Source organism: Dongia sp., from assembly GCF_041905885.1.
Classification (GTDB): Bacteria; Pseudomonadota; Alphaproteobacteria; order Dongiales; family Dongiaceae; genus Dongia.
Genome location: NZ_JAYRKD010000003.1, coordinates 175,832 through 202,078 on the forward strand (window position 1 = coordinate 175,832; position 26,247 = coordinate 202,078).

The 26,247-nt window shown below is 65.1% G+C and carries 28 protein-coding genes and 1 riboswitch; of the genes, 18 read left to right on the forward strand and 10 right to left on the reverse strand.

The window, feature by feature from the left end:
* Positions 1–34 precede the first annotated feature (34 nt).
* Entirely contained in the window at positions 35–1,873 is a 1,839-nt protein-coding gene (gene recQ / locus ACH2CY_RS04180; RefSeq protein ID WP_395016258.1) for a DNA helicase RecQ, read from the forward strand.
* Here the strand turns inward: recQ and ACH2CY_RS04185 are convergent.
* A complete protein-coding gene (locus ACH2CY_RS04185) occupies positions 1,870–2,571 on the reverse strand; it encodes a GntR family transcriptional regulator (protein WP_395016260.1) in 702 nt (233 codons plus the stop codon). The two genes, recQ and ACH2CY_RS04185, sit on opposite strands and share 4 nt — an antisense overlap.
* Before the next feature lie 170 nt (positions 2,572–2,741).
* Here ACH2CY_RS04185 and ACH2CY_RS04190 point away from each other — a divergent pair, with 170 nt between their 5' ends.
* The 5 genes from ACH2CY_RS04190 to ACH2CY_RS04210 all read left to right on the forward strand — a co-directional run bounded on the left by ACH2CY_RS04190 (position 2,742) and on the right by ACH2CY_RS04210 (position 8,048).
* Positions 2,742–3,785 (forward strand): ABC transporter substrate-binding protein, encoded by a 1,044-nt coding sequence (locus tag ACH2CY_RS04190; protein ID WP_395016261.1) that lies wholly within the window; start codon positions 2,742–2,744, stop codon positions 3,783–3,785.
* Between the two features lie 206 nt (positions 3,786–3,991).
* A complete protein-coding gene (locus ACH2CY_RS04195; RefSeq protein ID WP_395016263.1) occupies positions 3,992–5,059 on the forward strand; it encodes an ABC transporter ATP-binding protein in 1,068 nt (355 codons plus the stop codon).
* Positions 5,056–5,934, forward strand: coding sequence for an ABC transporter permease (locus tag ACH2CY_RS04200; RefSeq protein ID WP_395016266.1), 879 nt, complete (start codon positions 5,056–5,058; stop codon positions 5,932–5,934). Before ACH2CY_RS04195 ends, ACH2CY_RS04200 begins: the two co-directional genes overlap by 4 nt.
* Positions 5,931–6,737, forward strand: coding sequence for an ABC transporter permease (locus tag ACH2CY_RS04205; protein ID WP_395016269.1), 807 nt, complete (start codon positions 5,931–5,933; stop codon positions 6,735–6,737). Before ACH2CY_RS04200 ends, ACH2CY_RS04205 begins: the two co-directional genes overlap by 4 nt.
* 72 nt (positions 6,738–6,809) lie before the next feature.
* Positions 6,810–8,048 carry a flavin monoamine oxidase family protein gene (locus ACH2CY_RS04210; RefSeq protein WP_395016271.1) on the forward strand — a complete coding sequence of 413 codons (1,239 nt, stop codon included), beginning with the start codon at positions 6,810–6,812 and terminating at the stop codon, positions 8,046–8,048.
* On the opposite strand, the gene ACH2CY_RS04215 is transcribed toward ACH2CY_RS04210, so the two are convergent.
* The 4 genes from ACH2CY_RS04215 to ispH all read right to left on the reverse strand — a co-directional run bounded on the left by ACH2CY_RS04215 (position 8,043) and on the right by ispH (position 12,595).
* Positions 8,043–9,971 carry an AsmA family protein gene (locus tag ACH2CY_RS04215; RefSeq protein ID WP_395016273.1) on the reverse strand — a complete coding sequence of 643 codons (1,929 nt, stop codon included), beginning with the start codon at positions 9,969–9,971 and terminating at the stop codon, positions 8,043–8,045. The genes ACH2CY_RS04210 and ACH2CY_RS04215 overlap by 6 nt on opposite strands.
* A gap of 233 nt (positions 9,972–10,204) precedes the next feature.
* Positions 10,205–10,654: a ribonuclease HI gene (gene rnhA / locus ACH2CY_RS04220; protein ID WP_395016276.1), complete on the reverse strand. Its 450-nt coding sequence runs from the start codon at positions 10,652–10,654 to the stop codon at positions 10,205–10,207.
* Entirely contained in the window at positions 10,651–11,613 is a 963-nt protein-coding gene (locus tag ACH2CY_RS04225; protein WP_395016277.1) for a homoserine kinase, read from the reverse strand. Before ACH2CY_RS04225 ends, rnhA begins: the two co-directional genes overlap by 4 nt.
* Before the next feature lie 22 nt (positions 11,614–11,635).
* The gene (gene ispH, locus ACH2CY_RS04230) at positions 11,636–12,595 is read right to left on the reverse strand and encodes a 4-hydroxy-3-methylbut-2-enyl diphosphate reductase (RefSeq protein ID WP_395016279.1); all 960 of its coding nucleotides are present in this window, start codon (positions 12,593–12,595) and stop codon (positions 11,636–11,638) included.
* A gap of 270 nt (positions 12,596–12,865) precedes the next feature.
* On the opposite strand from ispH, the gene ACH2CY_RS04235 reads away from it, so the two are divergent.
* The 12 genes from ACH2CY_RS04235 to hpnR all read left to right on the forward strand — a co-directional run bounded on the left by ACH2CY_RS04235 (position 12,866) and on the right by hpnR (position 23,510).
* A complete protein-coding gene (locus ACH2CY_RS04235; RefSeq protein WP_395016281.1) occupies positions 12,866–13,105 on the forward strand; it encodes a CDGSH iron-sulfur domain-containing protein in 240 nt (79 codons plus the stop codon).
* A gap of 22 nt (positions 13,106–13,127) precedes the next feature.
* Complete coding sequence (locus ACH2CY_RS04240) at positions 13,128–13,700, forward strand: hypothetical protein (RefSeq protein WP_395016284.1); 573 nt, start codon at positions 13,128–13,130, stop codon at positions 13,698–13,700.
* A 124-nt stretch (positions 13,701–13,824) separates the two neighbouring features.
* Entirely contained in the window at positions 13,825–14,052 is a 228-nt protein-coding gene (locus ACH2CY_RS04245) for a dodecin family protein (RefSeq protein WP_395016286.1), read from the forward strand.
* A 90-nt stretch (positions 14,053–14,142) separates the two neighbouring features.
* Positions 14,143–14,247, forward strand: a riboswitch (glycine riboswitch).
* Positions 14,248–14,427: 180 nt separating this feature from the next.
* Complete coding sequence (gcvT, locus tag ACH2CY_RS04250; RefSeq protein WP_395016289.1) at positions 14,428–15,546, forward strand: glycine cleavage system aminomethyltransferase GcvT; 1,119 nt, start codon at positions 14,428–14,430, stop codon at positions 15,544–15,546.
* 18 nt (positions 15,547–15,564) lie between these two features.
* Positions 15,565–15,942, forward strand: a complete 378-nt coding sequence (gene gcvH / locus ACH2CY_RS04255) for a glycine cleavage system protein GcvH (RefSeq protein ID WP_395016291.1) — start codon at positions 15,565–15,567, stop codon at positions 15,940–15,942.
* A 146-nt stretch (positions 15,943–16,088) separates the two neighbouring features.
* Entirely contained in the window at positions 16,089–17,441 is a 1,353-nt protein-coding gene (gene gcvPA, locus ACH2CY_RS04260) for an aminomethyl-transferring glycine dehydrogenase subunit GcvPA (protein WP_395016293.1), read from the forward strand.
* A gap of 1 nt (position 17,442) precedes the next feature.
* Positions 17,443–18,987: an aminomethyl-transferring glycine dehydrogenase subunit GcvPB gene (gene gcvPB / locus ACH2CY_RS04265; protein ID WP_395016294.1), complete on the forward strand. Its 1,545-nt coding sequence runs from the start codon at positions 17,443–17,445 to the stop codon at positions 18,985–18,987.
* A 5-nt stretch (positions 18,988–18,992) separates the two neighbouring features.
* Positions 18,993–19,556 (forward strand): hypothetical protein, encoded by a 564-nt coding sequence (locus tag ACH2CY_RS04270; protein ID WP_395016295.1) that lies wholly within the window; start codon positions 18,993–18,995, stop codon positions 19,554–19,556.
* A gap of 72 nt (positions 19,557–19,628) precedes the next feature.
* Positions 19,629–20,153 carry a cysteine hydrolase family protein gene (locus ACH2CY_RS04275; protein ID WP_395016298.1) on the forward strand — a complete coding sequence of 175 codons (525 nt, stop codon included), beginning with the start codon at positions 19,629–19,631 and terminating at the stop codon, positions 20,151–20,153.
* A 72-nt stretch (positions 20,154–20,225) separates the two neighbouring features.
* Positions 20,226–21,398: an aminotransferase class V-fold PLP-dependent enzyme gene (locus ACH2CY_RS04280; protein WP_395016300.1), complete on the forward strand. Its 1,173-nt coding sequence runs from the start codon at positions 20,226–20,228 to the stop codon at positions 21,396–21,398.
* A gap of 51 nt (positions 21,399–21,449) precedes the next feature.
* On the forward strand, positions 21,450–21,935 hold the full coding sequence (locus ACH2CY_RS04285) for a hypothetical protein (protein ID WP_395016302.1): 486 nt from the start codon (positions 21,450–21,452) through the stop codon (positions 21,933–21,935).
* A 63-nt stretch (positions 21,936–21,998) separates the two neighbouring features.
* Positions 21,999–23,510, forward strand: coding sequence for a hopanoid C-3 methylase HpnR (gene hpnR / locus ACH2CY_RS04290; RefSeq protein WP_395016305.1), 1,512 nt, complete (start codon positions 21,999–22,001; stop codon positions 23,508–23,510).
* A 121-nt stretch (positions 23,511–23,631) separates the two neighbouring features.
* On the opposite strand, the gene ACH2CY_RS04295 is transcribed toward hpnR, so the two are convergent.
* Genes ACH2CY_RS04295 through ACH2CY_RS04315 form a run of 5 tightly spaced genes read right to left on the reverse strand, consistent with a single transcriptional unit; the run spans position 23,632 to position 26,161 of the window.
* The gene (locus ACH2CY_RS04295; protein ID WP_395016307.1) at positions 23,632–24,225 is read right to left on the reverse strand and encodes a F0F1 ATP synthase subunit B; all 594 of its coding nucleotides are present in this window, start codon (positions 24,223–24,225) and stop codon (positions 23,632–23,634) included.
* On the reverse strand, positions 24,225–24,716 hold the full coding sequence (locus ACH2CY_RS04300) for a F0F1 ATP synthase subunit B' (RefSeq protein ID WP_395016308.1): 492 nt from the start codon (positions 24,714–24,716) through the stop codon (positions 24,225–24,227). Before ACH2CY_RS04300 ends, ACH2CY_RS04295 begins: the two co-directional genes overlap by 1 nt.
* 34 nt (positions 24,717–24,750) lie before the next feature.
* A complete protein-coding gene (gene atpE / locus ACH2CY_RS04305) occupies positions 24,751–24,975 on the reverse strand; it encodes an ATP synthase F0 subunit C (RefSeq protein ID WP_395016309.1) in 225 nt (74 codons plus the stop codon).
* Positions 24,976–25,033: 58 nt separating this feature from the next.
* Entirely contained in the window at positions 25,034–25,798 is a 765-nt protein-coding gene (locus tag ACH2CY_RS04310) for a F0F1 ATP synthase subunit A (protein WP_395016311.1), read from the reverse strand.
* Between the two features lie 42 nt (positions 25,799–25,840).
* Complete coding sequence (locus ACH2CY_RS04315) at positions 25,841–26,161, reverse strand: AtpZ/AtpI family protein (RefSeq protein ID WP_395016314.1); 321 nt, start codon at positions 26,159–26,161, stop codon at positions 25,841–25,843.
* Positions 26,162–26,247: the final 86 nt, after the last annotated feature.

Here is a 26,247-nt window from a genome sequence, read left to right on the forward strand (position 1 = left end):
CGCGCGGCGGTCGCCGCGCGCCCCGGGGTCCAGGATGGCGGTCGGAACACAATCGGAAACAACGACCGCCGCCACCCTCTTGCAGAGGGCGGAGGACATCCTCCACAAGATCTACGGCCATCGCGATTTTCGCGGCAACCAGGCCGAGATCATCCGCCATGTGAGTGCCGGCGGCGACGCGCTGGTGCTGATGCCGACCGGCGGCGGCAAGTCGATCTGCTACCAGATCCCGGCCATGCTGCGCGAAGGCGTCACCCTCGTGGTCTCGCCGCTGATCGCACTGATGCAGGACCAGGTCGCCGCCCTGCGCCAGCTCGGCGTTCCCGCGGCTTTCCTCAATTCGAGCCTGCAATTCGAGGAGATGCGCGAGATCGAGCAGCAGTTGCGCAAGGGCGCGCTGAAACTGCTCTACGTGGCGCCGGAGCGGCTGACCACGCCGCGCTTCCTCGAGCTGATCTCCACCCTGAAGCCGGCCTTGTTCGCGATCGACGAGGCGCATTGCGTCTCGCAGTGGGGCCACGACTTCCGGCCGGAATACATCCAGCTCTCGATCCTGCACGAGCGTTTCCCGGACGTGCCGCGGATCGCGCTTACCGCCACCGCCGATCACGACACCCAGCGCGAGATCATCCAGCGCCTGAAGCTGGAGGAGGCGGAGGTCTACCGCGCCAGCTTCGACCGGCCCAACATCCGCTACCAGCTGGTGGAGAAGATCGACGGCAAGCGCCAACTCCTCAACTTCATCGAGAAGGAGCACAAGGACGAGCCCGGCATCGTCTACTGCCAGTCGCGCAACAAGACCGAAAAGGTGGCCGGCTGGCTGCGCGGTCATGGCGTGAACGCGCTGCCCTATCACGCCGGCATGACCCAGGAGGAAAGGCGCGAGAACCAGCACCGCTTCATCACCGATGACGGCGTGGTGGTGGTCGCGACCGTCGCCTTCGGCATGGGGATCGACAAGCCGGATGTGCGCTTCGTGGCGCATCTCGATCTGCCCTCCAGCATCGAAAGCTACTACCAGGAGACCGGGCGGGCGGGGCGCGACGGCGCCGCCGCCGATGCCTGGCTCGCCTTCGGCCGCGGCGATGTCATGCTGCTCCGCAAGCGCATCGCGGATTCCAATGCGCCGGAGGCACGCAAATTCGTCGAGCAAAGGAAGCTCGACGCCATGCTCCGCTTCTGCGAGACGCCGGAATGCCGGCGCATGGCCTTGCTCGGCTATTTCGGCGAGGAATCCCAGCCTTGCGGCAATTGCGACCTCTGCCTCAACCCGCAGGCAACCTGGGATGCGACCGTGCCGGCGCAGAAGCTGCTCTCGGCGGTGCTCCGGACCGGCCAGCGCTTCGGCATCACCCATCTGATCGACGTGCTGCGCGGCAACGAGACCGAGAAGGTGATCCACTACGGCCACAACAATCTGCCGACCTTCGGCGTCGGCAAGGATCTCTCGCTGCACGACTGGCGCGCGCTCTCGAGCCAGATGATTTCGCTGGGCTTCCTCAAGGTGGAGGGCGACGGCTTCAATGTGCTAACCATGACCGAGGCGGCGCGGCCGATCCTCAAGGGCGAGCAGCAGGTGATGCTCCGCAAGCCCGCCGAGCGCGGCAAAGGGCGCAAGCGCCAGCTGAGTGCGCCGGCCGGCGCCCAGGATCTCGATCAGAATCTCTGGGAGGCGTTGCGGGCGCGCCGCCGGGCGCTGGCCCAGGCGCAGAACGTGCCGCCCTATGTCATCTTCCACGACGCGACCTTGGCGGAGATCGCGCGCCGGAAGCCGCAGAGCCGCGACGCCTTCCTCGAAATCCCCGGCATCGGCGAGCGCAAGGTGGCGCGCTACGCCCAGGATTTCATGGCGGTGATCGCGGAGTTCGCCTAGGAGGCCGTGACCAGGAATTTCTGGTAGCCGGTTCGCGTTTCCAGCATTCGCAGGATGTTGTTGCGCGAGCCGCGGACGTGGTGGCGGGCGAGGTCGCCGGCGCGCTTCGCATCGCCGGCGCAGATCGCATCGACGATCGCGGTATGCTCGTGGCGGGTGAGCTTCCACTCGTCGAGCCAGAGCAGCTCCATCCAGACGTAGTGCTGGCACTTGTCCAGGATCTTGTTGATCATCCCCGACAGCATCTCGTTGCCGCCGATCTCGGCGATCACGCGGTGGAGATCGATGCCGACCTGCAGCTCCTTGAACATGTCCTGCGAATTGCGCTGCGGCGCCGCCGCCAGCCGCTCGCATTCCGCCACCATGGCGCGAAGCCTGGCCTTGCCCTTGGCGGTGATCCGCGCGGTGGCGAGCTCGGTCGCGTAGCCGTCGAGCAGCTCGCGCACCTCGAAGGCCTCGCGGAACATGTCGAGGTCGAAGGCCTTCACGGCATAGCCCTGGCGCGGCCGCCCGGTCACGAGGTCGTCGCGCTCCAGCCGGTTCAACGCCTCTCGAACGGGCGTGCGGCTCACCTTGAGCTTCTCCGCAAGCTCGGCCTCGGTCATGCGGGCGCCCGGCGGAAGCTGGCCGGTCACGATCATCTGCTTCACCGACTCATAGACGGAGTCACGAAGCGTGTTCTTCCTTCTCGGCGGCATCCGATTCCCGGTTCCCAAAGCGGCTGCCGCAGCATGCAGGCAAAGCGGGGGCCAAGCGAGATTCTTGTGCCCTCCCAATTGACGCCTGCCTGAGGGCTCTTTACATTCATTTTTGTATACAATTTCGCGTACCAAAAAGACAACGATAAACCATTGGCAGGAGGCATAAAATGAGTAAACGCAGGATTCTGGGTGCGGCGACGGCACTGACCGTTTGGGCGGCGCTTGCGACCGGCTCGGCCCAGGCCGAGGACTCGATCACCGTCGCTTCATGGGGCGGTTCGTACCAGGAGGCGCAGACCAAGGCCTTCTTCAAGCCGACCGCGGACGCGCTCGGCATCACGATCAAGGAAGACACCACCAACGGCCTCGACGACGTCCGCCTGCAGGTCACCGGCAATGCGGTGAAGTGGGACCTGGTCGAGCTCGGCTCCGAGGAATGCGCGCGCGGCACCAAGGAAGGCCTGTTCGAGAAGCTGGACTACAGCCAGATCGACGCTTCCGGCATCGATCCCAAGCTGGTCAACCCGGATTGGGTCGGCATCACCTATTACTCGGTCGTGCTGATCTACCGAACCGACGTCTACAAGGACGCCGGGCCGAAGACCTGGGCCGATTTCTGGAATGTCGAGAAGTTCCCCGGCCGCCGCGCCTTGAGCGGCGCGATGACCTCGGAAACGCTGACTGTGGCGACGCTCGCCGACGGCGTGCCGATGGACAAGGTCTTCCCGCTCGACATCGACCGCGCGCTGAAGTCGCTCGATAAGATCCGGCCGCATATCAACGCCTGGTGGAGCTCCGGCGCCCAGGCGATGCAGCTCGTCAAGGATGGCGAAGTCGACATGGCCAGCATCTGGAATGGCCGCGCCAGCACCTTGAAGGCCGAGGGCGCGCCGATCGCCTTTTCCTATGACCAGGGCGTACTGAGCGCCGATTGCATGGTCATCCCGAAGGGCGCCAAGAACAAGGATCTCGCCATGAAGGCGCTGGCCATGTTCCTGAAGCCGGAGATCCAGGCCAACCTGCCGCTCTACATCGCCAATGGCCCGGTCAACCTCAAGGCCTTCGATACCGGCAAGATCCCGGCCGACAAGGTCGCCGGCATCACCTCCGCGCCGGACAACGCCAAACAGCAGGTGCTGCTTGATCCGGTCTTCTGGGGCGAGCACCTGGTCGAGGCGACCGAGAAGCTCAACAACCTGATCCAGCAATGAACGGATGACCTGGGCGGAGACGGCGCGTTGCCGTTTCCGCCGCGCATTGTTCGGCCATATACAGTCGTCATGGTCCGCGCAGGCGGACCATCCACGAGTTTCTCTCGTGCGACGGCTGCAAACTCGTGGATCCTCCGCGTTCGCGGAGGATGACGAGAAAAAATGTCGATCGCGATAGCGGTCGAAAGGAGACAGGGGAGTTTGTATTGACCGCGCTGCCGATCAGCATCCGCGACCTTGCCAAGCGTTACGGCAACATCACCGTTCTCGAGCAGCTCGACCTCGACGTGGCGCCGGGCGAGTTCCTGACCCTGCTCGGGCCCTCCGGCTCCGGCAAGACCACCTTGCTGATGATCCTGGCCGGCTTCGTCCGCGCCAATGCCGGCAGCATCAGGATCGGCGGCGAGGAAGTGATCGCGATGCCGCCGCATAAGCGCAACATCGGCATGGTGTTCCAGAACTATGCGCTCTTCCCGCATATGAACGTCTTCCACAACATCGCCTTCCCGCTGAAGCAGCGGAAGCTGCCGCAGGCGGTGATCGCGGAGCGCGTGAAGAAGGCGCTCGACCTGGTGAAGCTTTCCGAGCTGGCCGAGCGCCGGGTGGACCAGCTTTCCGGCGGCCAGCGCCAGCGTATCGCCCTGGCGCGGGCGATCGTGTTCGAGCCGAAGATCGTGCTGATGGACGAGCCGCTCTCGGCGCTCGACAAGGGCTTGCGCGAGCATATGCAGATCGAGCTCCGCAACCTGCATCGCCGGCTGGGGATGACGACGATCTACGTGACCCATGACCAGCGCGAGGCGATCACCATGTCGGATCGCATCGCGGTGATGAACCAGGGGCGGATCGAGCAGCTCGACAGTCCGGAGACGCTCTACGCCCGGCCGGCGACCCGCTTCGTCGCCAGCTTCGTCGGCGAATCGAATTTCATTCCGGTCGATTGCAAGCCGGACGGCGCCTGGTATGGCGGGCAGCGCTTCAAGGTGGCGACGCCGCTGCCGGCCGGGCCGGGCTGGATGGTGGTGCGGCCGGAGAAGCTGCGCCTCAGCAACGGCAACACATTTGCAGGCGAAAGCATGCTTGACGCCGTGGTGCGCGACGTTGTCTATCAGGGCGACAGCTTCCTCTGCTACGCGGCACTTCCCGACGGCCGGCAGATCATGCTGCGTGACTATTGCCGCAGCGACGTGCTGGCCTTGCTGCCCGAGCCCGGCGGAATGGTGCGCCTGAAGTTCAATGCCGAGGACGCCACCGTGGTCACGGGTGACGAATGACCCGCAATGCCGATGTCCTGGCGCAAGGCGAGCGGCGTGAATCCGCCGTTCTCCTGATCCTCTGCTCGCCGGGCCTGCTGCTGGTGGCCTTGGTCATCGTGATGCCGGTCGGGTGGCTGTTCTGGCAATCGCTGTTCGACGCGCAGGGCGCCTTGAGCGACGCCAACTATCGCCGCTTCTTCACCGAGCCTTCTTATCTCAAGACCCTCATCACCACCTTCAAGGTCTCGTTCCTGGTGACCGTGCTCTGCCTCATCATCGGCTATCCGGTCACCTACATGCTCTCGCAACTGCCGCGCCGCTGGGCGGCGTTCTGCATGTTCCTGGTGATCCTGCCGTTCTGGACCTCGGTGCTGGTCAGGACCTATGCCTGGCTGGTGATCCTGCAACGGAAAGGCCTGCTCAACACTTGGCTGATCGACCTCGGCGTCATCGACCAGCCGATCTCGCTCGCCAACAATTTCGCCGGGGTGGTCATCGGCATGACCCATATCCTGCTGCCTTTCCTGATCCTGCCGCTCTATGCCTCGATGCGGTCGATCGATCTCGACTATGTCAGGGCCGGCATGAATCTCGGCGCGGGGCCGGTCGCCGCCTTCTGGCAGATCTTCTTTCCGCTCTCGCTGCCGGGCCTCGCCTCGGGCCTGGTCACCGTCTTCGTGCTCTGCCTCGGCTTCTTCGTGACCCCGGCGCTGATGGGCGGCGGCAACGTCATCATGTGGGCGATGCGGATCGAACAGACGACGCGGCTCTACAGCAACTGGGGGGCGGGGAGTGCGTTGGGTGTCGTGCTGCTGGTGGTGACGCTCGGCCTGCTGGCGCTGTTCCAGAAGCTGGTCGGATCGCGCGTCACCGGCGCCTGGAGCGTGCGATGAGCGCCGAGCTCGGCCTGCCGATCCCGCACCGCAGCCGGCTCTGGCTCTACCTGGTCGGCGGCTTGACGCTGTTCTACCTGATTGCGCCCTCGCTGATCATCGTCCCGATGTCCTTTTCCGACGCGACCCTGCTGCAGTTCCCGCCGGAGAAATGGTCCTTGCGCTGGTATGAGGCCTATTTCGGTGCGGTCGAGTGGCGCGACGCGACCCTGGTCTCGGTCAAGGTGGCGATCCTCACCACCCTGCTGGCCACACCCATCGGGGTTGCCGCGGCCTATGCTTTGAACGCCGGCGGCTTGCGTTTCGGCCGCGCCATCATGCTGCTGCTGACCGTGGCGCTGGTCGTGCCGGTCATCCTGGTCGGCATCGGCACTTTCTTTCTCTATGCCAAGATCGGGCTCAACAACACCATCGCCGGCCTGGTCATCGCGCATACGGTGCAGGCCCTGCCGCTGGTGGTGATCACCGTGCTCAGCGGCCTCAGGACCTACGACATGAACCAGGAGCGGGTGGCGCGCAGCCTCGGCGCCAGCCGCTTCAAGGCCTTCTGGCAGGTGACCCGGCCGCAGATCCAGTTCTCGATCGTCTCCGGCGGCCTGTTCGCCTTCATCACCTCCTTCGACGAGGTGGTGGTCTCCTTCTTCATCTCCGGCGGCGAGACCACGACCTTGACCCGGCGCATGTTCAGCGCACTCCGCGACCAGGTCGATCCGACCATCGCCGCGATCTCGACCTGCCTCATCGTCCTCTCGATCCTCCTGCTGGCTTTGGCCCAGGTCTTCGGCAATCGCCGCCAAAGGTAGCCGGGGCGATAACCGTTGCGGCATGACGCCGCCGCGCCATAGAGTGCGCGCGGATTTCAGCGAGGGTGTTGCGTGAGTGCGGATGTGGATGTCGTCATCGTCGGCGCGGGTGCCGCGGGCCTGGCCGCGGCCAAGGCAGCGCAGGGGCGGGGCCTCACCTTTCACCTGATCGAAGCCGCGCATCGGATCGGCGGGCGCGCCTATACCGAGGAGATGGCCCCCGGCATGCCGATGGATCTCGGCTGCCATTGGATGCATTCGGCCAGCCTCAATCCTTTTCCGGCGATCGCCGATCGCCTCGGCTTCCATTATCGGCGCGACGGCGCCTGGCGGATGAATGGTTTCATGGGCGCGCGCCGCTTGACCGAGGCCGAGCATGCGGAAGTGCATCGCGGCATGGCCGGCAACTACGCCGCGATCGCCAAGGCCGCGGCGCGCGGCGAAGATGTCGCCGTGTCCGAGGTGATGGACCTCGACCATCCCTGGGTGGCCCTGCATGCCTATTGGTTCTCGCTCGGGACCTCCCACGACCCCGATGAGATCTCCACGATCGATGTCGATGCCTATAACGACACCGATGAGAACTGGCCGGTCCGCGAGGGCTACGGCGCCTTGGTGGCAGGCTGGGGGGCGGATGTCCCGGTGACGCTCAACGCCGCGGCGACCCGCATCCGCTGGGGCTCCGGCGGCGTGGTGGTGGAGACCGTCAAGGGCAATATCGCCGGCCGGCGTTTGCTGCTGACGGTGTCGACCAACCTGCTGGCGTCCGGCCGGATCGCCTTCGACCCGCCGTTGCCGGATTGGAAGCTGGCGGCGGCCGGCGCCCTGCCGCTCGGCGTGCACAATCGGATCGGCATCCTGCTGAAGCGCAATCCCTTCGGCCCCGAGGCGCCGACCAGCGCCACCCTGATGCTGGACGGCGAGATGCCGATCGCGACCCAACTGCGGCCGTTCGGCTATGACTACGTGGTCGGTGTCACCGGCGGGCGCCACGGCGCCTGGCTGGAGCGCGCCGGTGCCGCGGCCTCGGTGGACTACCTGACCGAGCGCCTGGTCGGCGCTTTCGGCAGCGATATCCGCGCAGCGCTTTCGACCCGCAGCATCGTCACCGCCTGGGCCGGCGATCCCTGGACTCTCGGCTCTTATTCATCGGCTTCACCCGGCGCCAGCGATCAGCGCGCCGTGCTGGCGCGGCCGATCGACGACATCCTCTTTTTCGCCGGTGAAGCCTGTTCCGTGGAATTTGCGGGCACCGCCCACGGCGCCTATCTCACCGCCGTCGCGGCGGTGGAGGGAATGGCCGGCTTATGAGGGCGAGAAGATGTCGTTCAGCATCTTGTCGCAGGGCTTGTCCTCGGCATCGCCGATCCGCGGGATCGGGATCGGGAAGCCCTTGCCCAGCGAGAATTTCGGCTTGCGGATCTTGCCTTCGACAAGGATCGGCGCCGGGATGTTGAGCACGCTGACCACCTTGGAATCCGCGTCGAGCTCCGTCTTCAGCGTCTGGGACTTCAAGTCGATGTTGCCGTTGACGTAGATCACCGATTCCTTGGTGTCGATCAGGGTGCGCGAGAACTTGGCATTGCCGTTGGAGAAGGTGAGGCCGCCGGCGACGCAGCGCACCGGGATCTGGTTATCGTCGGTGATGTAGAGAAAAAGCGCGTTCTGGATGTCGAGGTCGGCCAAAGCGAGCATCAGCCCGCTGAACGATCCGCCGGTCATGCCGAGCTCGATCGCGCCGTCGGCGACGCCGAAGACCTGGGCCAGCGACTTGCCTTGGCCCTCAAGCGTGACCTTGCCGCCGACCTTGCCATTGGTGGTCTTGATGTATTCGGAGTCCTTGAAGAATGTCTTGAGGTCGAGATTCTTCAGGAACAGCTCGGCGGTGGCAATCGGCACATCCTTGCGTGCATCCAGGCCCATCTTGCCGGTCACGGTTCCATTGGCGATCGCCATGTTGAGCTTGCTGAGCTGGGCATTGCCGTCATCGACCTTCACGTTGAAGGTGATCGCCTTGACCGGCAGGTAGGGCGCGGCGGTGACCTTCTTCGCGTCCAGGGTCACGTCCATGTCCATGGCGCGCAGCTTCTCGGTCTGCAGCGGCTTGTCGGGGAAGAGGTTGCCCTCCGCCTTCATCTCGCCGGCTTCCTTCTTCTGCTCCTTGGAAGCAGCCTCGTCGGTTTCCGGCGGAATGCCGATCAGCGGCCCCAGATCGTCGAAATCGAGATTGTTGGAAACGAGCTTCGCTTCCAGATAGTTGCGCTTCTCGCGCGGCTCCACGGCGACGACGCCGGTCACGTCGCTGTTGCCGATCCGGCCCTTCATGTTCTCCAGCCGCCATTCCTTCGGCGTGCGCTTCAGGTCGCCGGCGAGATCGTAGGGCGGCGTCGACGGCGCCGGGATGCCGAGCAGCGGGAAGACGTCGGCGAGATCGGGGCCCTTGAGGTGCATCTTCACATTGGCATCGCCGAAGGTGAAGGGATCGCCGACCGTGCCTTTGAGCGTGATGAAGGTCGCACCGTAGTCGACGCGCAGATCGAGCGGGTAGGGATGCTCGGTGTCGCGCAGCATGGCGATCGAGCCGCCCTTGAAGGCGAGCTTGAGCGGCCTTTCTTCCAGCGTGCCCTCGGCCTTGAATTCGACGGTCGGATCGTTGCCCGCGGCCTCGCCCGCGGCGAGATCGATATCGCCGTCGAGCTTCAGCTTTCGCGAGGCGTCGCGGTAGGCGATCTTGCCCTTGGTGATCTCCAGCTGGCCGATGAACGGCGCCTCGGCGCGATCGTCGGGACGCACGGCTTCCACCGCGGTCGCCGCGACGGGATTTTCGTTGAAGTCCCAATTGCTGGTGCCGTCCTTGCGCTTCTCCAGCGACACCTTCGGAGCTTCGATTCGGATGAACGGCAGCACCACATGCCCGCCGAGCAAAGGCCAGGGCTTGATCGCGAAGGCGACGGTTTCTGCGGAAAACATCTGCTCCGCCTCACCCCACTCCGAATTGGCGAGGTTGACGTCGCGCAGATGGATCACCGGGGTCCAGCTCCAATCGACATCGAGCGCGCCGATGGTGACGGCGCGGCCGGTCGCCTTGCTGGCGCGTCCCTGGGCTTGTTCGAGGAGATAGGAGGAATGCAGCAGCGCATAGAGACCGATGGCGGCAACCACCATCAGCGCCACAAGGGTTCCCAATACCCAGAGGAGAATTTTTCCGAGTCTGCGCAAGGGATGCCATCCCATTGAACACCGGGCCGTGGGAGATCAACCGGTGTTGGGGTGGAGCGTTCCCTGCGCATGAGTGCATGCGGAGGCGTCAACACCCTCCCTAGCCCTCTCATCTTGGGAGAGGGGACTCTCTTGAAGAGCCTGATGAGAGTGACGGGTCTACCCATCCCCCGCCCCCAAGATGGGGGCGGGTTGGGGTGGGGGTTAACGCTGACGAAGGCTCAGCGTTTCACATCCAGCGCGCCGCTTTATCCGACCGCCTTGGCCGGGATCGCCAGCCGGGCCAGCTGGTCGACGCGCTCGTTCTCGACATGGCCGCTATGGCCCTTGACCCAGAGCCATTGGACCTGGTGCGGCTGTTCCGCCTTCTCCAGCCGCTGCCAGAGGTCGGAGTTCTTGACCGGCTTCTTGTCGGCGGTGCGCCAGCCGCGGCGCTTCCACTGCGCCACCCATTCGGTGATGCCGTTCTTCACATACTGGCTATCGGTATGAACCCGAACCACCGCCGGGCGTTTCAGCGCCTCCAGCGCGGCGATCGCCGCCATCAGTTCCATGCGGTTGTTGGTGGTCTGCTCCTCGCCACCGGAGAGCTCCTTCTCCACCGTGCCGTAACGCAGCAGCGCGCCCCAGCCGCCCGGACCGGGATTCCCGCTGCAGGCGCCGTCGGTGAAGATGTCGACGATAGGCTTGTCCGTCATTTCAAGCCGTAGGCGCCGATGTCCCGCGCGCCCTGATGGAAGCGGAGCTTCCTGATGTACTCGACCGGATCCTTCGGCTTCACGAAGGCGCCGGGCGGGTGGTTCAGCCAGTCATAGAGCCGGGTCAGCAGGAAGCGCAGCGCGGCGCCGCGGGCCAAGAGCGGCATCGCCTGCATCTCGGCCTCGGGGATCGGGCGGATCTTGCGATAGCTGTCGAACATCAGCCTCGCCTTGGTGACGTTGAAGCTGAAATCCGGCTGGAAGCACCAGGCGTTCAGGCAGACCGCCAGATCGTAGGCCAGGAAATCGGTGCAGGCGAAATAGAAGTCGATGATCCCGGAGAGCCGGTCGCCGAGGAAGAAGACATTGTCCGGGAAGAGATCGGCATGGATGACGCCGCTCTCCAGCTGCTTCGGCCAGCTTGCCTCGAGATAGGCGAATTCCGCCGCCAGGCGATCCTTGAGGCCGGGCTCCACCTCGTCGGCGCGCGCCGCGGTGTCCGCGATCAGCTTGCGCCAGCCTTCGACCGAGAGATTGTTCGGCCGGCGCAGGGCGAAGTCGCGGCCCTTCAAGTGGAAATCGGCGAGCGCCCCGCCCAAAGCCTGGCAATGCTTCTCGTTCGGCCGGCGCGGCCACATGCCTTCGAGGAAGCTGATGATCGCCGCCGGCCGGCCGCAGAGCGCCTTCAGCGCCTGGCCTTGGCGGTCGGTGATCGGCGTCGGGCAGTTGAGGCCCTTGCTTGCGAGATGCTGCATCAGCCCGATGAAGAAGGGCAGGTCCTCGAGCTTCACCCGCTTCTCATAGAGCGTCAGGATGAAGGTGCCTTTCGTCGTCCTGAGCAGGTAGTTGCTGTTCTCGACGCCCTCGGCGATGCCCTTGCAGGAGACGGCATCGCCGATGTCGTAGTCGGCGATGAACTGGGCGAGATCGCCGTCGGGGACTTCGGTATAGACGGCCATGGTGGATCAGTCGTGGGGAATGTCAGGCGGTGAGGGCGCGCGGCAGCTTGAAATGGGTGGTCTCGACCGTGACCGAGACTTCCTCGATGGTGACGTCGAAGCGTTCCTTGAGCTCGTCGATCACCTGCTGGACCAGGAGCTCCGGCGCCGAGGCGCCGGCGGTGATGCCGACGGTGTCGACATTCTCCAGCCAGTTCCAGTCGATCTCGGTCGCCTTCTGCACCAGATGGGCTTCGGGGCAGCCGCAGCTCTTGGCCACCTCGACCAGGCGGCGCGAGTTCGAGGAATTCGGCGCGCCGATCACCAGCATCAGGTCGCAGCGCTCGGCGATGGTCTTCACCGCCGACTGGCGGTTGGTCGTCGCGTAGCAGATGTCTTCCTTGCGCGGCCCGTGGATCGCCGGGAAGCGGCGGCGCAGCACGTCGATGATGCCGACGGTGTCGTCGATCGAAAGCGTGGTCTGGGTGATGTAGGCCAGCCGCGTAGGGTCCTTGAACTCGAGCTTCTCGGCGTCCTCGGCGGTCTCGATCAGGGTGACTGCGCCGGGCGGCAGCTGGCCGATCGTGCCGATCACCTCGGGATGTCCGGCATGGCCGATCAGGATCAGGTGATGGCCGGCGTTGTAATGGACCTCGGCCTCGCGGTGCACCTTGCTGACCAGCGGGCAGGTGGCGTCGAGATAGAGCAGGTTGCGTGCTTCGGCGTCGGCCGGGACCGACTTCGGCACCCCATGGGCGGAGAAGACGACAGGATACTGACCCGGGATCTCGTCCAGCTCCTCGACGAAGACCGCGCCCTGGCGCTCCAGCTCCTGCACGACATGCCGGTTGTGCACGATCTCGTGGCGGACATAGACCGGGGCGCCGAACCGCTCCAGCGCCCGCTGGACGATCTGGATGGCGCGATCGACCCCGGCGCAGAAGCCGCGCGGCGAGGAAAGCAATATGGTGAGGGGCCGACCCTTGGATGCGCGCTGGGGCATTCCGGATTCCGCAATTGCACCGTTGCCCCGGAATATAGGGATTTGCGGCGGGCGGGCAACTTCAAACCGGGCGACGTTCCGGTGGGCATGGCGGCAGACGAAGGGGGCGGACATGGCGGGGCGGATGATGCCGCCGGTTCATGACCAAACCGCGGCGGGCTTGTGGAATTTCAGGGGGTTAATTAAAGTCCCGGCCACGACCCCGGTCCGGCCCGGCGACTCCAGGAGCGGAGTCTCGGCCAGCCCCGGTCGGGCGGGAGAGGATCACCGATGGCCGAGCCGAATATCGCGCAGAAGGCGCCCTTCAAAGTCGATGTGGTGGCGGGCAAGGCCTACTTCTGGTGCGCCTGCGGGCAGAGCAAGAACCAGCCGTTCTGCGATGGCTCGCACAAGGGCTCGGCGTTCTCGCCGGTCAAATACGACGCGACGGAAGCGAAGACCGTGTTCTTTTGCGGTTGCAAGCACACCAAAGGCCAGCCGTTCTGCGACGGTTCGCACAAGACGCTGTGAAGCATTCATGACGGGGAAGAGGATGGCGATGGCTGCCGGCGGGCGCGCGATCGGTTGGATGAAGCGCGGCGGTCTGCTCGCGGCGATGCTGCCCGTCCTGGCGCTGGGCTCCTGCGCCGAGACGCCGAAGCAGTCGATGCCTTGCCCGGCGATCAAGCCGGTGCCGGACGCTTCCTACATCACCCGCTTTGCCGGCGAGTCCGAGGATCTGACCGACACCGCCTTCGAGGCGCGCATCGTCAGCGTGAAGCCGATGTGCAAATACATCGAGGACACCGATACCAAGAAGACCAAGATCCAGAGCGATCTCCTGGTGACCCTGATGGCTTCGCGCGGGCCGAAGCTGACCGGCGAACAGGTCACTTTCAACTACGTGATCGCGCTGACCGGCCGGGGCGGCCAGAAGCTGACCCGCCAGCAGTTCGACGTCACCATCCCGCTCACCGCCGACAAGCCGAGCGCGCAGGTGGTCGACAACCCGCTGGTGACGATCCCGCTGAAGCAGGGCGAGAACGGCGACTTCTACCAGATCTACGTCTTCCTCGAAGTGACCGAGAAAGAGCTCGCCTACAACCGCCGCAACCCGCAGCAGTAGTTTCCCGCCCCGGTTTGACGCCGGGCTTCGTTCGGTCCTAGCATTCCCGCATCACCAAGGCCCGGTTCGGGAGCTTGGGTCCGAACCGGACATTCCGCAGAGCCCAAGCGACCGGGAGGCAGGAATGGCTGACAGCGTCTATAAGGTCCTGGAATTGATCGGGACCAGCAACAAGTCCTGGGAAGACGCCGCGATGTCGGCGGTCAAGCTCGCCTCGCGCAGCCTGCGTGATCTGCGGGTCGCGGAAGTGATCGAGCAGGACCTGGTGATCGAGAACGGCAAGGTCGAAGCCTTCCGCACCAAGCTCAAGGTCTCGTTCAAATACGATCCCAGCGGCGGCAAGAAGAAATAGGCTGCGACGGCGGCCTTCCGTCGGCCTCATCCCAAGGATCTACTTGCCCCCTTGACCTTGCGCGGCGCCCGGCCCAAGGTGCGCGCGACACTGTCGCCTGCGGGAGAGATCGAGCCGCATTCAGGAGAGTGTGGTCCGACGCCGAAGGAGCAACCGCCCCCGGAAACTCTCAGGCAAAAGGACCGCGGCGACATGCAGCTCTGGAAAGCGGCCGAGCAGAGTTCACGACTCGGCCCACCGAAGGAGTAAACCCGGCGCGCGCTTCTCTTGGCGTGGAGTCGACGTTCGGGAAATCTCTCAGGTCCAAGGACAGAGGGGGGTTGCGCTTCCGCCGTGAGGGGGAGTCCGCGCATCCCATTTCTGTCGGAGGCCGCGTTGTCAGAGACTGAATCCCTGAAGCAAACCCCGCTCCACGCGCTGCATGTGGAACTCGGCGCCAAGATGGTGCCCTTCGCCGGCTATGACATGCCGGTGCAATACCCGATGGGAATCCTGGGCGAGCACCAGCACACGCGCAGCGCGGCCGGCCTGTTCGACGTCTCGCATATGGGCCAGTTCCGCATCACTGGGCCCAGCTATGACGCGGCCGCGGCGGCGATCGAGAAGCTTTGTCCCAACGACTTCCGCTCCTTGAAATCCGGGCAGCAGCGCTACGGGTTCCTGACCAACACCAAGGGCGGCATCCTCGACGACCTGATGGTGACAAGAGACGGCGAGACCTTACGCATGGTGGTCAATGCCGGCTGCAAGGATGCCGACTACAGCCATATCGCCGCCAACCTGCCGAAGGATTGCAAGCTCGAGCGCCTCGACGATTTCGCGCTGCTGGCGATCCAGGGCCCGCAGGCCGGGGCGGTGATCGCGCGCCTTGCACCGGGCAGCGCCCAGATGACCTTCATGACCGGCGCCGTGCTCGAGATCGCCGGCGTGAAATGCTACGCGACGCGTTCCGGCTACACCGGCGAGGACGGGTTCGAGATCTCGGTCCCCGGCGCCTCGGCGGTCGCTTTCGCCCAGGCACTACTCAAAGAGCCGGAGGTGAAGCCGATCGGCCTGGGTGCCCGCGATTCGCTGCGCCTGGAAGCGGGGCTCTGCCTCTACGGCAGCGACATCACCGAGAAGACTTCGCCGGTCGAGGCCGGGCTCTCCTGGGCGATCGCCGAGCGGCGGCGCAAGGAAGGCGGCTTCCCCGGCGATGCCGTGCTGCAGAAGCAATGGGCCGAGGGTGTCACGCGGAAGCGCGTCGGCATCCTGCCCGAAGGCAAGGCGCCGGCCCGGGCGCATACCGAGATCGCCAATGACGAGGGCCGCGAGATCGGCGAGGTGACCTCCGGCGGCTTCGGCCCCAGCTTGGGCAAGCCGATCGCCATGGGCTATGTCGCGACCGCTTCGGCGGGCATCGGCAACGCCGTCAACCTGGTGGTGCGCGGCAAGGCCTTGCCGGCCCGCGTCGCCAAGATGCCGTTCACGCCACACCGCTATCACCGCAATTAACATCGGGGAGTCTTCGAGATGGGTGCGATCCGCTACACCAAGGAACATGAATGGGTGCTGGTCGACGGCGACACCGCGACCGTCGGCATCAGCCCCTATGCCCAGGAGCAGCTGGGCGACGTGGTCTTCGTCGAGCTGCCGGAAGTCGGCAAGAAGATCGAGAAGGGCAAGGAGATGGCCGTCGTCGAATCCGTGAAGGCGGCGAGCGAAGTCTACGCCCCGATCAGCGGCGAGGTGGCCGAGGTCAACAATGCGCTGACCGACGCGCCGGCCACCGTCAACGAGGACGCGCTGGGCAAGGGCTGGTTCGCCAAGATCAGGCTCGCCAACAAGGCCGAGCTCGACGGACTGATGGATGAGGCCGCCTACAAGGCCTACGTCGACGGCTTGCACTGATCGTCATGCATCCAGTTTGGAGCACCCCCTCCCTACCTCCCCCAAAGCTGGGGGAGGGGTGCACCGCGCTTGCTTCTCCCTCCCCCGACTTCGGGGGAGGGTTGGGGTGGGGTGCCGCACAATGAATCTCTCCAAGGACAACTAGAATGCGTTACCTCCCGCTGACCGACGAAGACCGTCGGGCGATGCTGGCCAAGATCGGGGTCCCCTCGGTCGAGAGCCTCTATCGCGACGTGCCCGCCGCCGCCCTGCTGAAAGGCCCGGTCGACCTGCCGCCCCATGCCGGCGAGCTCGAGGTCGAGCGGGCGATCGGCGCCATGGCGGCCAAAAACCTCGGGACCGGCTCGGTGCCGAGCTTCCTCGGCGCCGGCGCCTACCGGCACCATGTTCCGGCCTCGGTCGATCACCTGATCCAGCGCGGCGAGTTCCTGACCTCCTACACGCCCTACCAGCCGGAGGTGACCCAGGGGACCTTGCAGTATCTGTTTGAGTTCCAGACCCAGGTCGCGCTGCTGACCGGCATGGATGTCGCCAACGCCTCGATGTATGACGGCGCGACCGCGACGGTCGAAGCGGTGATGATGGCCAACCGGGTCACCCGCCGGAAGAAGGCGGTCATCTCCGGCAGTCTCCACCCGCATTACCGCGAAGTCATCGAGACCTACGGCGAGCATACCGGCTTCCAGGTGGCCGCCGCGCCCTACGACCCGGAAGCGCGCGAAGACATCTTGAAGATGATCGACAAGGAAACCTCCTGTGTCGTCATCCAGAATCCCAGCTTCTTCGGCCATCTGATTGATTTCGCGACTTTATCCGAAGCGGCGCATGCCGCTGGCGCGCTGGTGATCGCAGTCTCGACCGAGGTGATCTCCTATGGCCTGGTTCGCGCGCCGGGGAACACAGGCTGCGACGTCGCCGTGGCCGAGGGGCAGTCGATCGGCAATCCGCTGGGCTTCGGCGGGCCTTACGTCGGGCTCTTCGCAGCCAAGGAGAAGTTCCTGCGGCAGATGCCGGGCCGCCTCGCCGGGCAGACCGTCGATGTCGACCGCAAGCGTGGCTGGGTGCTGACCCTCTCGACCCGCGAACAGCATATCCGCCGCGAGAAAGCGACCTCAAATATTTGTACAAATTCAGGGCTCTGTGCGCTGGCCTTCACCATTCACCTGACCTTGCTGGGCGAGGCCGGGCTGCAGCGGTTGGCTGAACTCAATCACGCCACCGCTTCGAACCTGGCCGACCGGCTCAGCAAGATCCCCGGCGTGAAGCTGCTCAACGAGAGCTTCTTCAACGAGTTCACCCTCGCTTTGCCGAAGCCGGCGATCCCGGTGGTCGAGGCGATGGCGAAGCGCCGGGTGCTGGGTGGCGTGCCGGTGGCGCGCCTCATTCCCGGCAAGGAATTCGAGAACCTGCTCCTGGTCGCGGCGACCGAGACGGTGACCGATGCCGACATGGCGGCGCTCGAAGCCGCCCTCAAAGAATCCCTCGCGGAGGTGAAGTAACATGGCCGACAGACCGAGCGGCACGGTGACCGCGCCGATCAGCGCGGGGGCGGGGACCATCTCCGGCAACCGCGGCCTGATGCTCGAGGAGCCGCTGATCTTCGAACAGGGAATGGCCGGCCGCACCGCCGTCGACCTCCCCGCGGTGCCCGAGCACAAGGACCGCCTGGGTGGCCTCCGCCGCCAGAATCCGATCGGGCTCCCGGGCCTTTCCGAGCCGCAGGTGGTCCGGCATTACACTCGGCTGTCGCAGAAGAACTATGCGATCGACATGGGGGTCTACCCGCTGGGCTCCTGCACCATGAAGCACAACCCGCGCCTCAACGAGAAGGCGGTGCGGATGCCGGGCCTGGGCGATCTCCACCCGATGCAGCCGGTATCAACGGTGCAGGGGGCGCTGGAGCTGATCGACACCCTGGCGCATTGGCTCAAAGTCCTGACCGGCATGCCGGCCGTGGCGCTGTCGCCGGCGGCCGGCGCCCATGGCGAGCTCTGCGGGATTCTCGCGATCCGCGCCGCCCAATTGGCCAAGGGTAACGCCCGCAAGCGCATCCTGGTCCCGGAATCCGCCCATGGCACCAACCCGGCCACGGCGGCCGCGGCCAACTACGAGGTCGATCCGGTGCCTGCAGATTCCCGGGGTCGGGTCGACGTCGTCGCCTTCAAGGCCAAGCTCGGCCCGGACGTCGCCGGCACCATGATCACCAACCCCAACACCTGCGGGTTGTTCGAGAACGACATCAAGGAGCTGGCCGACGCGATCCATTCGGTCGGCGGCTATTTCTACTGCGACGGCGCCAACTTCAACGCGATCGTCGGCCGGGTGCGGCCGGGCGATCTCGGCGTCGATGCCATGCATATCAACCTGCACAAGACCTTCTCGACGCCGCATGGCGGCGGCGGCCCGGGCGCCGGCCCGGTGGTGCTCTCGGAGGCGCTGGCGCCCTATGCCCCGGTGCCCTACGTGGTGCACGGCAAGACCGGCTTCGACCTCATCGAGCATGATGCGAGCGGCAAGTCGTTTGGGCGTCTCAAGGGCTTCCACGGCCAAATGGGCATGTTCGTCCGCGCGCTCGCCTACATGATGAGCCACGGCTCGGACGGGCTTCGCCATGTCTCCGGCGATGCGGTGTTGAACGCGAACTACCTGCTTGCGGGCCTCAGGGACGAGCTGACGCCTGCTTTCGAAGGCACCTGCATGCACGAGGCGCTGTTCAACGACAGCTTCCTCGAAGGCACCGGGGTCACCACCCTCGATTTCGCCAAGGCGATGATCGACGAGGGCTATCACCCGATGACCATGTATTTCCCGCTGGTGGTCCACGGCGCGCTGCTGATGGAGCCGACCGAGACCGAGAGCCGCGACGCCCTCGACCGCTATATCGAGAGCGTGAAGGGCCTGGCGAAGCGTGCGAAGGCGGGAGACAAGGCCTATTTCGAAGGCTGTCCCTACCACACGCCGCGTCGCCGCCTGGATGAGACGCTGGCCGCCCGCTCGCCCCATCTGCGCTGGAAGCCGGAGGAGCCGAAGAAGGCGGCGGAGTAGGGGCGATGCGCTGGCCGACCTTCGTCCTCGGCGGGATCGCGATCGCCGTGGTCGGCATCGCCGGCTGGGGGATCTGGGACTCGCATTGGGACCCGGAAGCCAAATGGATGGACACCGATCGCCGCGACTGCCAGGCCTGGGACGCCTTCCCGCAGCGGAATGAGACCGTGACCTGGACCGGCCCCTGCCGGTCCGGCAAGGCGCAGGGCGATGGCGTCCTCACCTGGTCCTACACCGACCGCACCGGGCAGGCGCAGACCGAGACCTATTCGGGGTCCATGCTGGACGGTAAGCAGGAGGGCCGCGGCAGTTACGTCTTCCCCAACGGCAACCGCTACGACGGCGAGTACCGGGGCGGCAATGAGGACGGCCAGGGCGTCTTCGTCTGGGAGGATGCGAAATATGCCGGCACGTGGAAGGACGGCCAGCCACACGGCTCCGGCGTCTACACAACGGGCGATGAGAGCTACGAAGGCCAATGGATCCAAGGCTGCCTGGACCACGAGGGAGAAGTGATTTCCCTGCGCAATGACGATGAATGCGAGAGCATTCTCAAGAAGCCTGAATGAGGACGCGGATTGATCGCGGCGCGGTCCGGCGCTATCAGGTGAACCGGTTTCCTTCATTGACATGAGGTTGGCATGACCACGGCATTGCTGATGATCGACATCCAGAAGGCGATGTGGATGGAGCCGAAGCCGCCGCACAACGACCAGGAATTCCTGAAGAACGCGACGGCGCTGCTGGAGAAGGCGCGGGCCAAGGGCGTTCCGGTGATCCACATCCGCCATGACGGCGGCGAGGGCGATGCCTTCCACGAGGGGCTGGAAGGCTTCGAGATCCGCCCGGAAGTGGCGCCCAAGGGCAGTGAGAAGATCGTCACCAAGTATCACTGCAGCTCGTTCAAGGATACCGGCCTCGATGCCGAGCTCCGGAAGCTCGGTGTCGACAAGCTGGTGATCGCCGGGATGCAGACCGACTTCTGCGTCGACACCGCCTGTCGGGTCGCGCACAGCCTCGGCTACGACGTGACCCTGGCTGAGGACGCGCATACCACGCTCGACAATGCCACCATGAGCGCCGCGGACACCATCGCCTATCACAGCGGTTTGCTGAAAGACCGCTTCGCCCGGTTCCAGCCGGTGGCGAAGATCGAGTTCAAGTAGGCGGCCAAGATTACCGCTTTCTTCCCCTCCCCGATCTCGGGGGGAGGGGGCTCAAATCAGGGGAAAACACGCATGACCATCGACCTCAAGCGCCTGCGGGCGGATACGCCGGGCTGCGCGAAGGTGGCGCATTTCAACAATGCGGGCTCATCGCTGCCGCCGAAGCCGGTGCTGAAGGCGGTCATCGATCATCTCGAGCTCGAAGCCGAGATCGGCGGCTATGAGGCGGCGGCCAAGGCGGACGATCGCCTCGAAGCCGTCTATGCCTCGGTGGCGAAACTCATCAACGCGCGGCCCGACGAGATTGCGCTGGTCGAGAATGCCACCCGCGGCTGGGACATGGCCTTCTACGCGATGAACTTCCGGCCGGGCGACCGCATCCTCACCGGCATCTCGGAATATGCCAGCAACGTGATCTCCTACCTGCAGATCGCCAAGAAAACCGGCGCGGTGGTCGAGGCGGTGCCCAATGACAAATACGGCCAGGTCTCGGTCGCCGACCTCGAACGGATGATCGACGGAAAGGTGAAGCTGATCAGCTTCACCCATGTCCCGACCAATGGCGGGCTGGTCAATCCCGCCGCGAAGATCGGCGCGGTGGCGAAGAAACACGGCATCCCCTTCCTGCTCGATGCCTGCCAGTCGGTCGGCCAGATCGACATCGACGTCCGCAAGATCGGCTGCACCATGCTCTCGGCGACCGGGCGGAAATACCTGCGCGGGCCCCGCGGCACCGGGTTTCTCTATGTGCAGCGCGACTGGATCCAGCGTCTGGAGCCGCCCTTCCTTGATCTCCATGCGGCGGAATGGGTGGCACCCGACCGCTACGAGATCCGCAAGGACGCGCGGCGTTTCGAGAACTGGGAGAGCTATGTCGCGGGCCGGCTCGGGCTGGGCGCCGCGGCCGACTATGCGATGAAGGTCGGCATGAAGGCGATCGAGGCCGACCTGACCGAGAAGGCGGTACAGCTCCGCGAGGGCCTTGCGGCGATCCCCGGCGTCACGGTCCATGACATCGGCCGGAAGCAGGGCGGGATCGTGACCTTCACCAAGCAAGGGTCCAGCGCCGGCGCGATCAAGGTGGCCCTGGGCAAGCGCCGCATCAACACCTCGGTCTCGGGCGCCTCCTCGACGCTTTTTGACATGTCGGCCAGGGGTTTACGGGAACTGGTTCGGGCTTCCGTTCATTACGTCAACAGCACGGCGGAACTTGACCGGCTGATCAAGGCCGTCGCCGAAATCTGAAGCCTCGGACCCCAGCCACCTCGGGGGCAAGGACCGAGGGTGGACGGGGAGATGCTGCTGAAATTCGTTCGCTTCGTGAATTTGCTGCTGGTCGCGCTGACGCTCGGCATCGCTTTCTCCACTGCCCTGGAATATCCGGGAAAGGTGAAGCTGGACGGGCCGGAATGGCTGACCGTGCAGCACAACATCTATCTCGCCTTCGGCGTGGTCGGCGCCATCATTGAGGTGACCGCGATCCTCACCACCTGGATCGTGTTCGCCCAGATTCGGAGCTGGAAGGCCGCCCGAATCCTCACCCTGCTGGCGGCACTCGCGGCCACGGCGGCGCTCGGCATCTGGTTCGCCTGGGTCGATCCGGTGAACACCGCCCTCAACGCCTGGACGCCGGAGACCCTGCCCGACAATTGGGCAAGCTTCCGGGACCGCTGGGAGGCGGGCCACGCGGTCAGTGCCGCGCTGTTCCTGCTGGCCTTCAGCGCCCTGGTGGTGGCAATCTTGACTGAGACTGAAAGCCCACAGCGCCGATTCCTCGGTTGAACGGCGCAACAAGATTTCCGGAGGCGAGTAGCGAGTAGGGGCCAATCACAGCAAGGAGCTGCAATGCGGGTTCTCTTGGTGCATCCGTCGCCGCTGATGTACAGCGAGATCTACCTGCGCCTGGAACCGCTCGGCATGGAGCGGGTGGCCCAGGCGGTGCGCATGGCCGGACACGACGTCCGCATCATCGACCTGCAGACCCACTCCCATCCCGAGCTCTTCGCCGAGTTGAAGGCATTCAAGCCGGAGGCGGTCGGCTTCTCGCTCAACTATCTCGCCAACGTCCCCGAGGTCATCGACCTCGCCAAGGCGGTCAAGGGCCGGCTGCCCGATTGCTATGTCTTCATCGGCGGCCATAGCGGCTCCTTCATCGCCGACGAGCTCTTGGAACATGGCCGCGGCACCATCGACTGCGTGCTGAAAGGCGAGGGCGAGCTTTCGACCCAGATGCTGCTGAAGGCCATCCCGAAGCGCGAGGTCGAGACCGTGCCGGGCGCGGTGACCTTGCAGGGCAAAGGCCCGGCGCCGGTGCTGCTGGAGAATCTCGACATGTACCAGCCGGCGCGCGACCTGCTGAAGCGGCGGCGCAAGTATTTCATCGGCGAGCTCGATCCCTGCGCCTCGATCGAGTTCACTCGGGGCTGCCCCTGGGACTGCGCCTTCTGCAGCGCCTGGACCTTCTACGGCCGCAGCTACAGGAGCGCCACGCCGCAAATGATCGGCGAGGAGCTGGCCTCGATCCAGGAGCCCAATGTCTTCATCGTCGATGACGTCGCCTTCATCCATCCGGAGCATGGCTTCGCGATCGGCCAGGAGATGGAGCGCCGCGGCATCAAGAAGCGCTTCTACCTCGAGACCCGCGCCGATGTGCTGTTGAAGAACAAGGAGGTCTTCGCCTACTGGCGCAAGCTGGGCCTCAAATACCTGTTCCTGGGCCTGGAGGCGATCGATGCCGAGGGATTGAAGCTGCACCGCAAGCGCGTCTCGATGGGCACCAACACCGAGGCGCTGGAAGTCGCGCGCGAGATCGGCGTCAAGGTCGCGATCAACCTGATCGCCGATCCTTCCTGGGACAAGGAGCGCTTCGCCGTGGTGCGCGAATGGGCGAGCAGCATTCCCGACATCGTGCACCTGACCGTGGCGACGCCCTATCCGGGCACGGAGCTGTGGCTGACCGAATCCCGCAAGCTGACCACGCAGGATTATCGCCTGTTCGACATCCAGCACGCGGTGCTGCCGACCACCTTGCCGCTGCATGAGTTCTATTCCGAGCTGGTCGAGACCCAGCGCGTCATCGCCCGCAAGCATCTGGGCGTCGCCGTGCTGCGCAAGGCGGCGAAGCGGATGGGGAGCCTGGCGCTCGACGGCCAGTTCAACTTCATCAAGTCGATCTGGAAGTTCAACAAGGTCTACAACGCCGACCGCCAGTTCGCCGACCACCAGAAACCGGTCGCCTACAACATCCGCCCGCCGCAGCCGGTTGCCGCGCTTAGCAAGGAGCGCAGCGAGCTTTACATCCACCCCAAGCCAAAACGCGCGGCGGGCGCGGTGGAAGCGGCGGCGCCGGCCGAGTAACACGGGATCTTCCAGCGGCGCGCCTTCTGATGCAGCCCGAGCGCTCAAGATCCAGCGCTCCCCGCAAACGAAAACGGCGCCCGCAAGGGCGCCGTTTCCATCAAACCATCCAGCCGCGAGCTCAATGCAGCTTGCGGTCCAGTTCCTTGATCGACTGGTCGACCAGCTGGGTCGCGCGGTCGTCGGTCAGAGCCTGGGTCAGCAGCTTGCGGGTTGCGGCGGTGGCCACCTCGACCGCCTCGCGGCGGACTTCGGCGGTGGCATGCGCCTCGGCCTGGGCGATCTTCTCCAGCGCCTGCTTCTCGCGGCGGGCCATCGAGGCTTCCAGGGCGGCCATCGCGTCCTTGGTGTGGTGCGCGGCGGATTCCTTGGCGGCGGCCAGGATGCCGTCGGCTTCCTGGGCGGCTTCCTTCTGGCGGCGCTGATACTCGTTCAGCAGCGCCTGGGCCTCGTCACGCAGCTTCTGCGCCTCGTCGAGCTGGCCCTTGATCCGGATCGAGCGCTGGTCGAGACCGGTCACGATCATCTTCCAGACCTTCGGGCCGACATAGACCAGGAAGATCAGGAAGCCGACGACGACCCAGAGCTCCGGGTTCTCCAGGATCGGGCCGTGCTCGCCGGCTTCCGCCGCGTGGTCGGTCGCCTGCTCGGTGGTCGCCGTGGTGGCGCTCTCGGCCGGGGTGGTGGTGACGGCGTTGTTGGTTTCCGTCTCCATTACGCACGCTCCTTCGCGGCGGCTTCAACGGCGCTCGAGGCGTCGCTGGAACCGACCTTGGTGCCGATCAGCTTCTCGGTCAGGGCCGAGGCGATGTCGATCGCGATCGGCTTCACCTGCGCCATGGCGGCCGTTCGTGCGGCGGCAATGTTGGCTTCCGCCGCCGCTTCCTGGTCGCCCAGGCGCTTGCCGAACACGGCTTCGCGCTTGGCGGTTTCCGCCGCGATCGCGGAGGCCGCCTTGGCATGCTCCGCCTGGGCCGCGGCCCGGGCGTCGGCGATCGACTTCTGATAGCCGGCGAGGGCGGCTTCCGCCTCGGCCTTCAGCGCTTCGGCCTTGGTCAGGTTGCCGGCGATCCGGTCCTGGCGGTCGGTGACGACCACCTCGACCCGGGGAAGGGTGATCTTCCACATCACCAGGAACAGGACGGTCGCGATCACCGCCAGCCAGAACAGCTGCGGCACCCAGAACGTCGGATCAAACTGCGGCATGTCGCCTTACCTCGTCGCGCGAGTCCGTGCTCGATTACTTGAACAGGATGAGCATCGAGACGACGAAGCCGATCAGACCGGTGGCTTCGATCAGCGCGAAGGCGACCATCGGCTGGACCTTCAGCTTGGCCTGGGCTTCCGGATTGCGCATCGCGCCTTCCATGTAGTGGCCGAACATGACACCGAGACCGATACCGGCACCGGCGAGCGCCAGAACCGCGAGACCCGCGCCAACCAGCTTTGCTGCTTCCATATCCATTTTTAGCGTTCCCTTTTGCTTAGATGACTTGGTGAGAGTGAGTTGTGAGTGAGTGCGATCAATGCGCCATGTGGATGGCGTCGTTGAGATAGATGCAGGTCAGCGTCGCGAAGACATAGGCCTGCAGGCAGGCGATCAGCAGCTCGAGCGCGAAGATCGCGACCACGGCCGCCAGCGGAACGACGCCCGGCACGACGAACAACGCGCCCAGGGTGACCACGAAGCCGCCGATGACGGCCAGCATGACGTGGCCGGCGACCATGTTCGCGAACAACCGGACGCTGAGCGTGATCGGGCGCAGGAAGTAGGACGCGACCTCGATCGGCACCATCAGCGGCAGCAGCCAGCCCGGCACGCCCTTCGGCACGAAGAACGACAGGAAATGCAGGCCGTGATGCATGAAGCCGACGACGGTCGCCAGCAGGAACACCACCAGCGCCATCGCGAAGGTCACGATGATGTGGCTGGTCGCGGTGAAGATCAGGCTGGTCGGGCCGCTCGGCACCAGGCCGAACAGGTTCAGGAACAGGATGAAGATGAAGATGGTGAAGACGAACGGGAAGTAGCGCTTGCCGGCGGGGCCGACGTTCTCGGCGATCAATCCGTGCACATAGTCGTGGAAGAACTCGACCGCGCCCTGGAAACGTCCCGGCACCACCGCGCGCTTGCGCATGCCAATCAGCATGAAGCCGGTGATGAAGATCGCCACGCTGGTCATGACCAGCGCGGAGTTGGTGAAGGAGATATCGACGCCGCCGATCTCGATCGGGATCAGCTTCTTGATCTCAAACTGAGCGAGCGGTGAATGTTCGGCTGTTGCCAATTGTCGTCCCCGGCTGTCTAGAGCGCCCGTTAAGCCAGGCGCTCATTGCTCCTTGCGTTCGTCTTCTTCCTGCTGCCGCCGCGAGATGAGCATCACGTGATAGACGCCCAATCCCATGCCCAGAAACATGAAGACCAGCATGAACAAGGGCTGCGTTCCGGCGTAGTGATCGATCACCCAGCCCAAACCCAAGCCCGCGAGAAGGCTGGTGATGATCTCCACCGATAGGCGGGATCCAAACCCCAGTCCGGACTCCGTCCCTTGGGACGGTCCGGAGGACTCACCTGGTCCCTTGTTCGCCTCTCGCGCAGCTTTGAGCTTCGCGTCCAGCGAACCGAGATTGGGTGGCTCCTTCTCGGTCATCTGCCGATCCTCAAGCGATGCTCCGAGACTTACGCACTGCTACAGGACACCCCCGACAGTCGCCCCGCCGTGAGCGCGCGCAACAT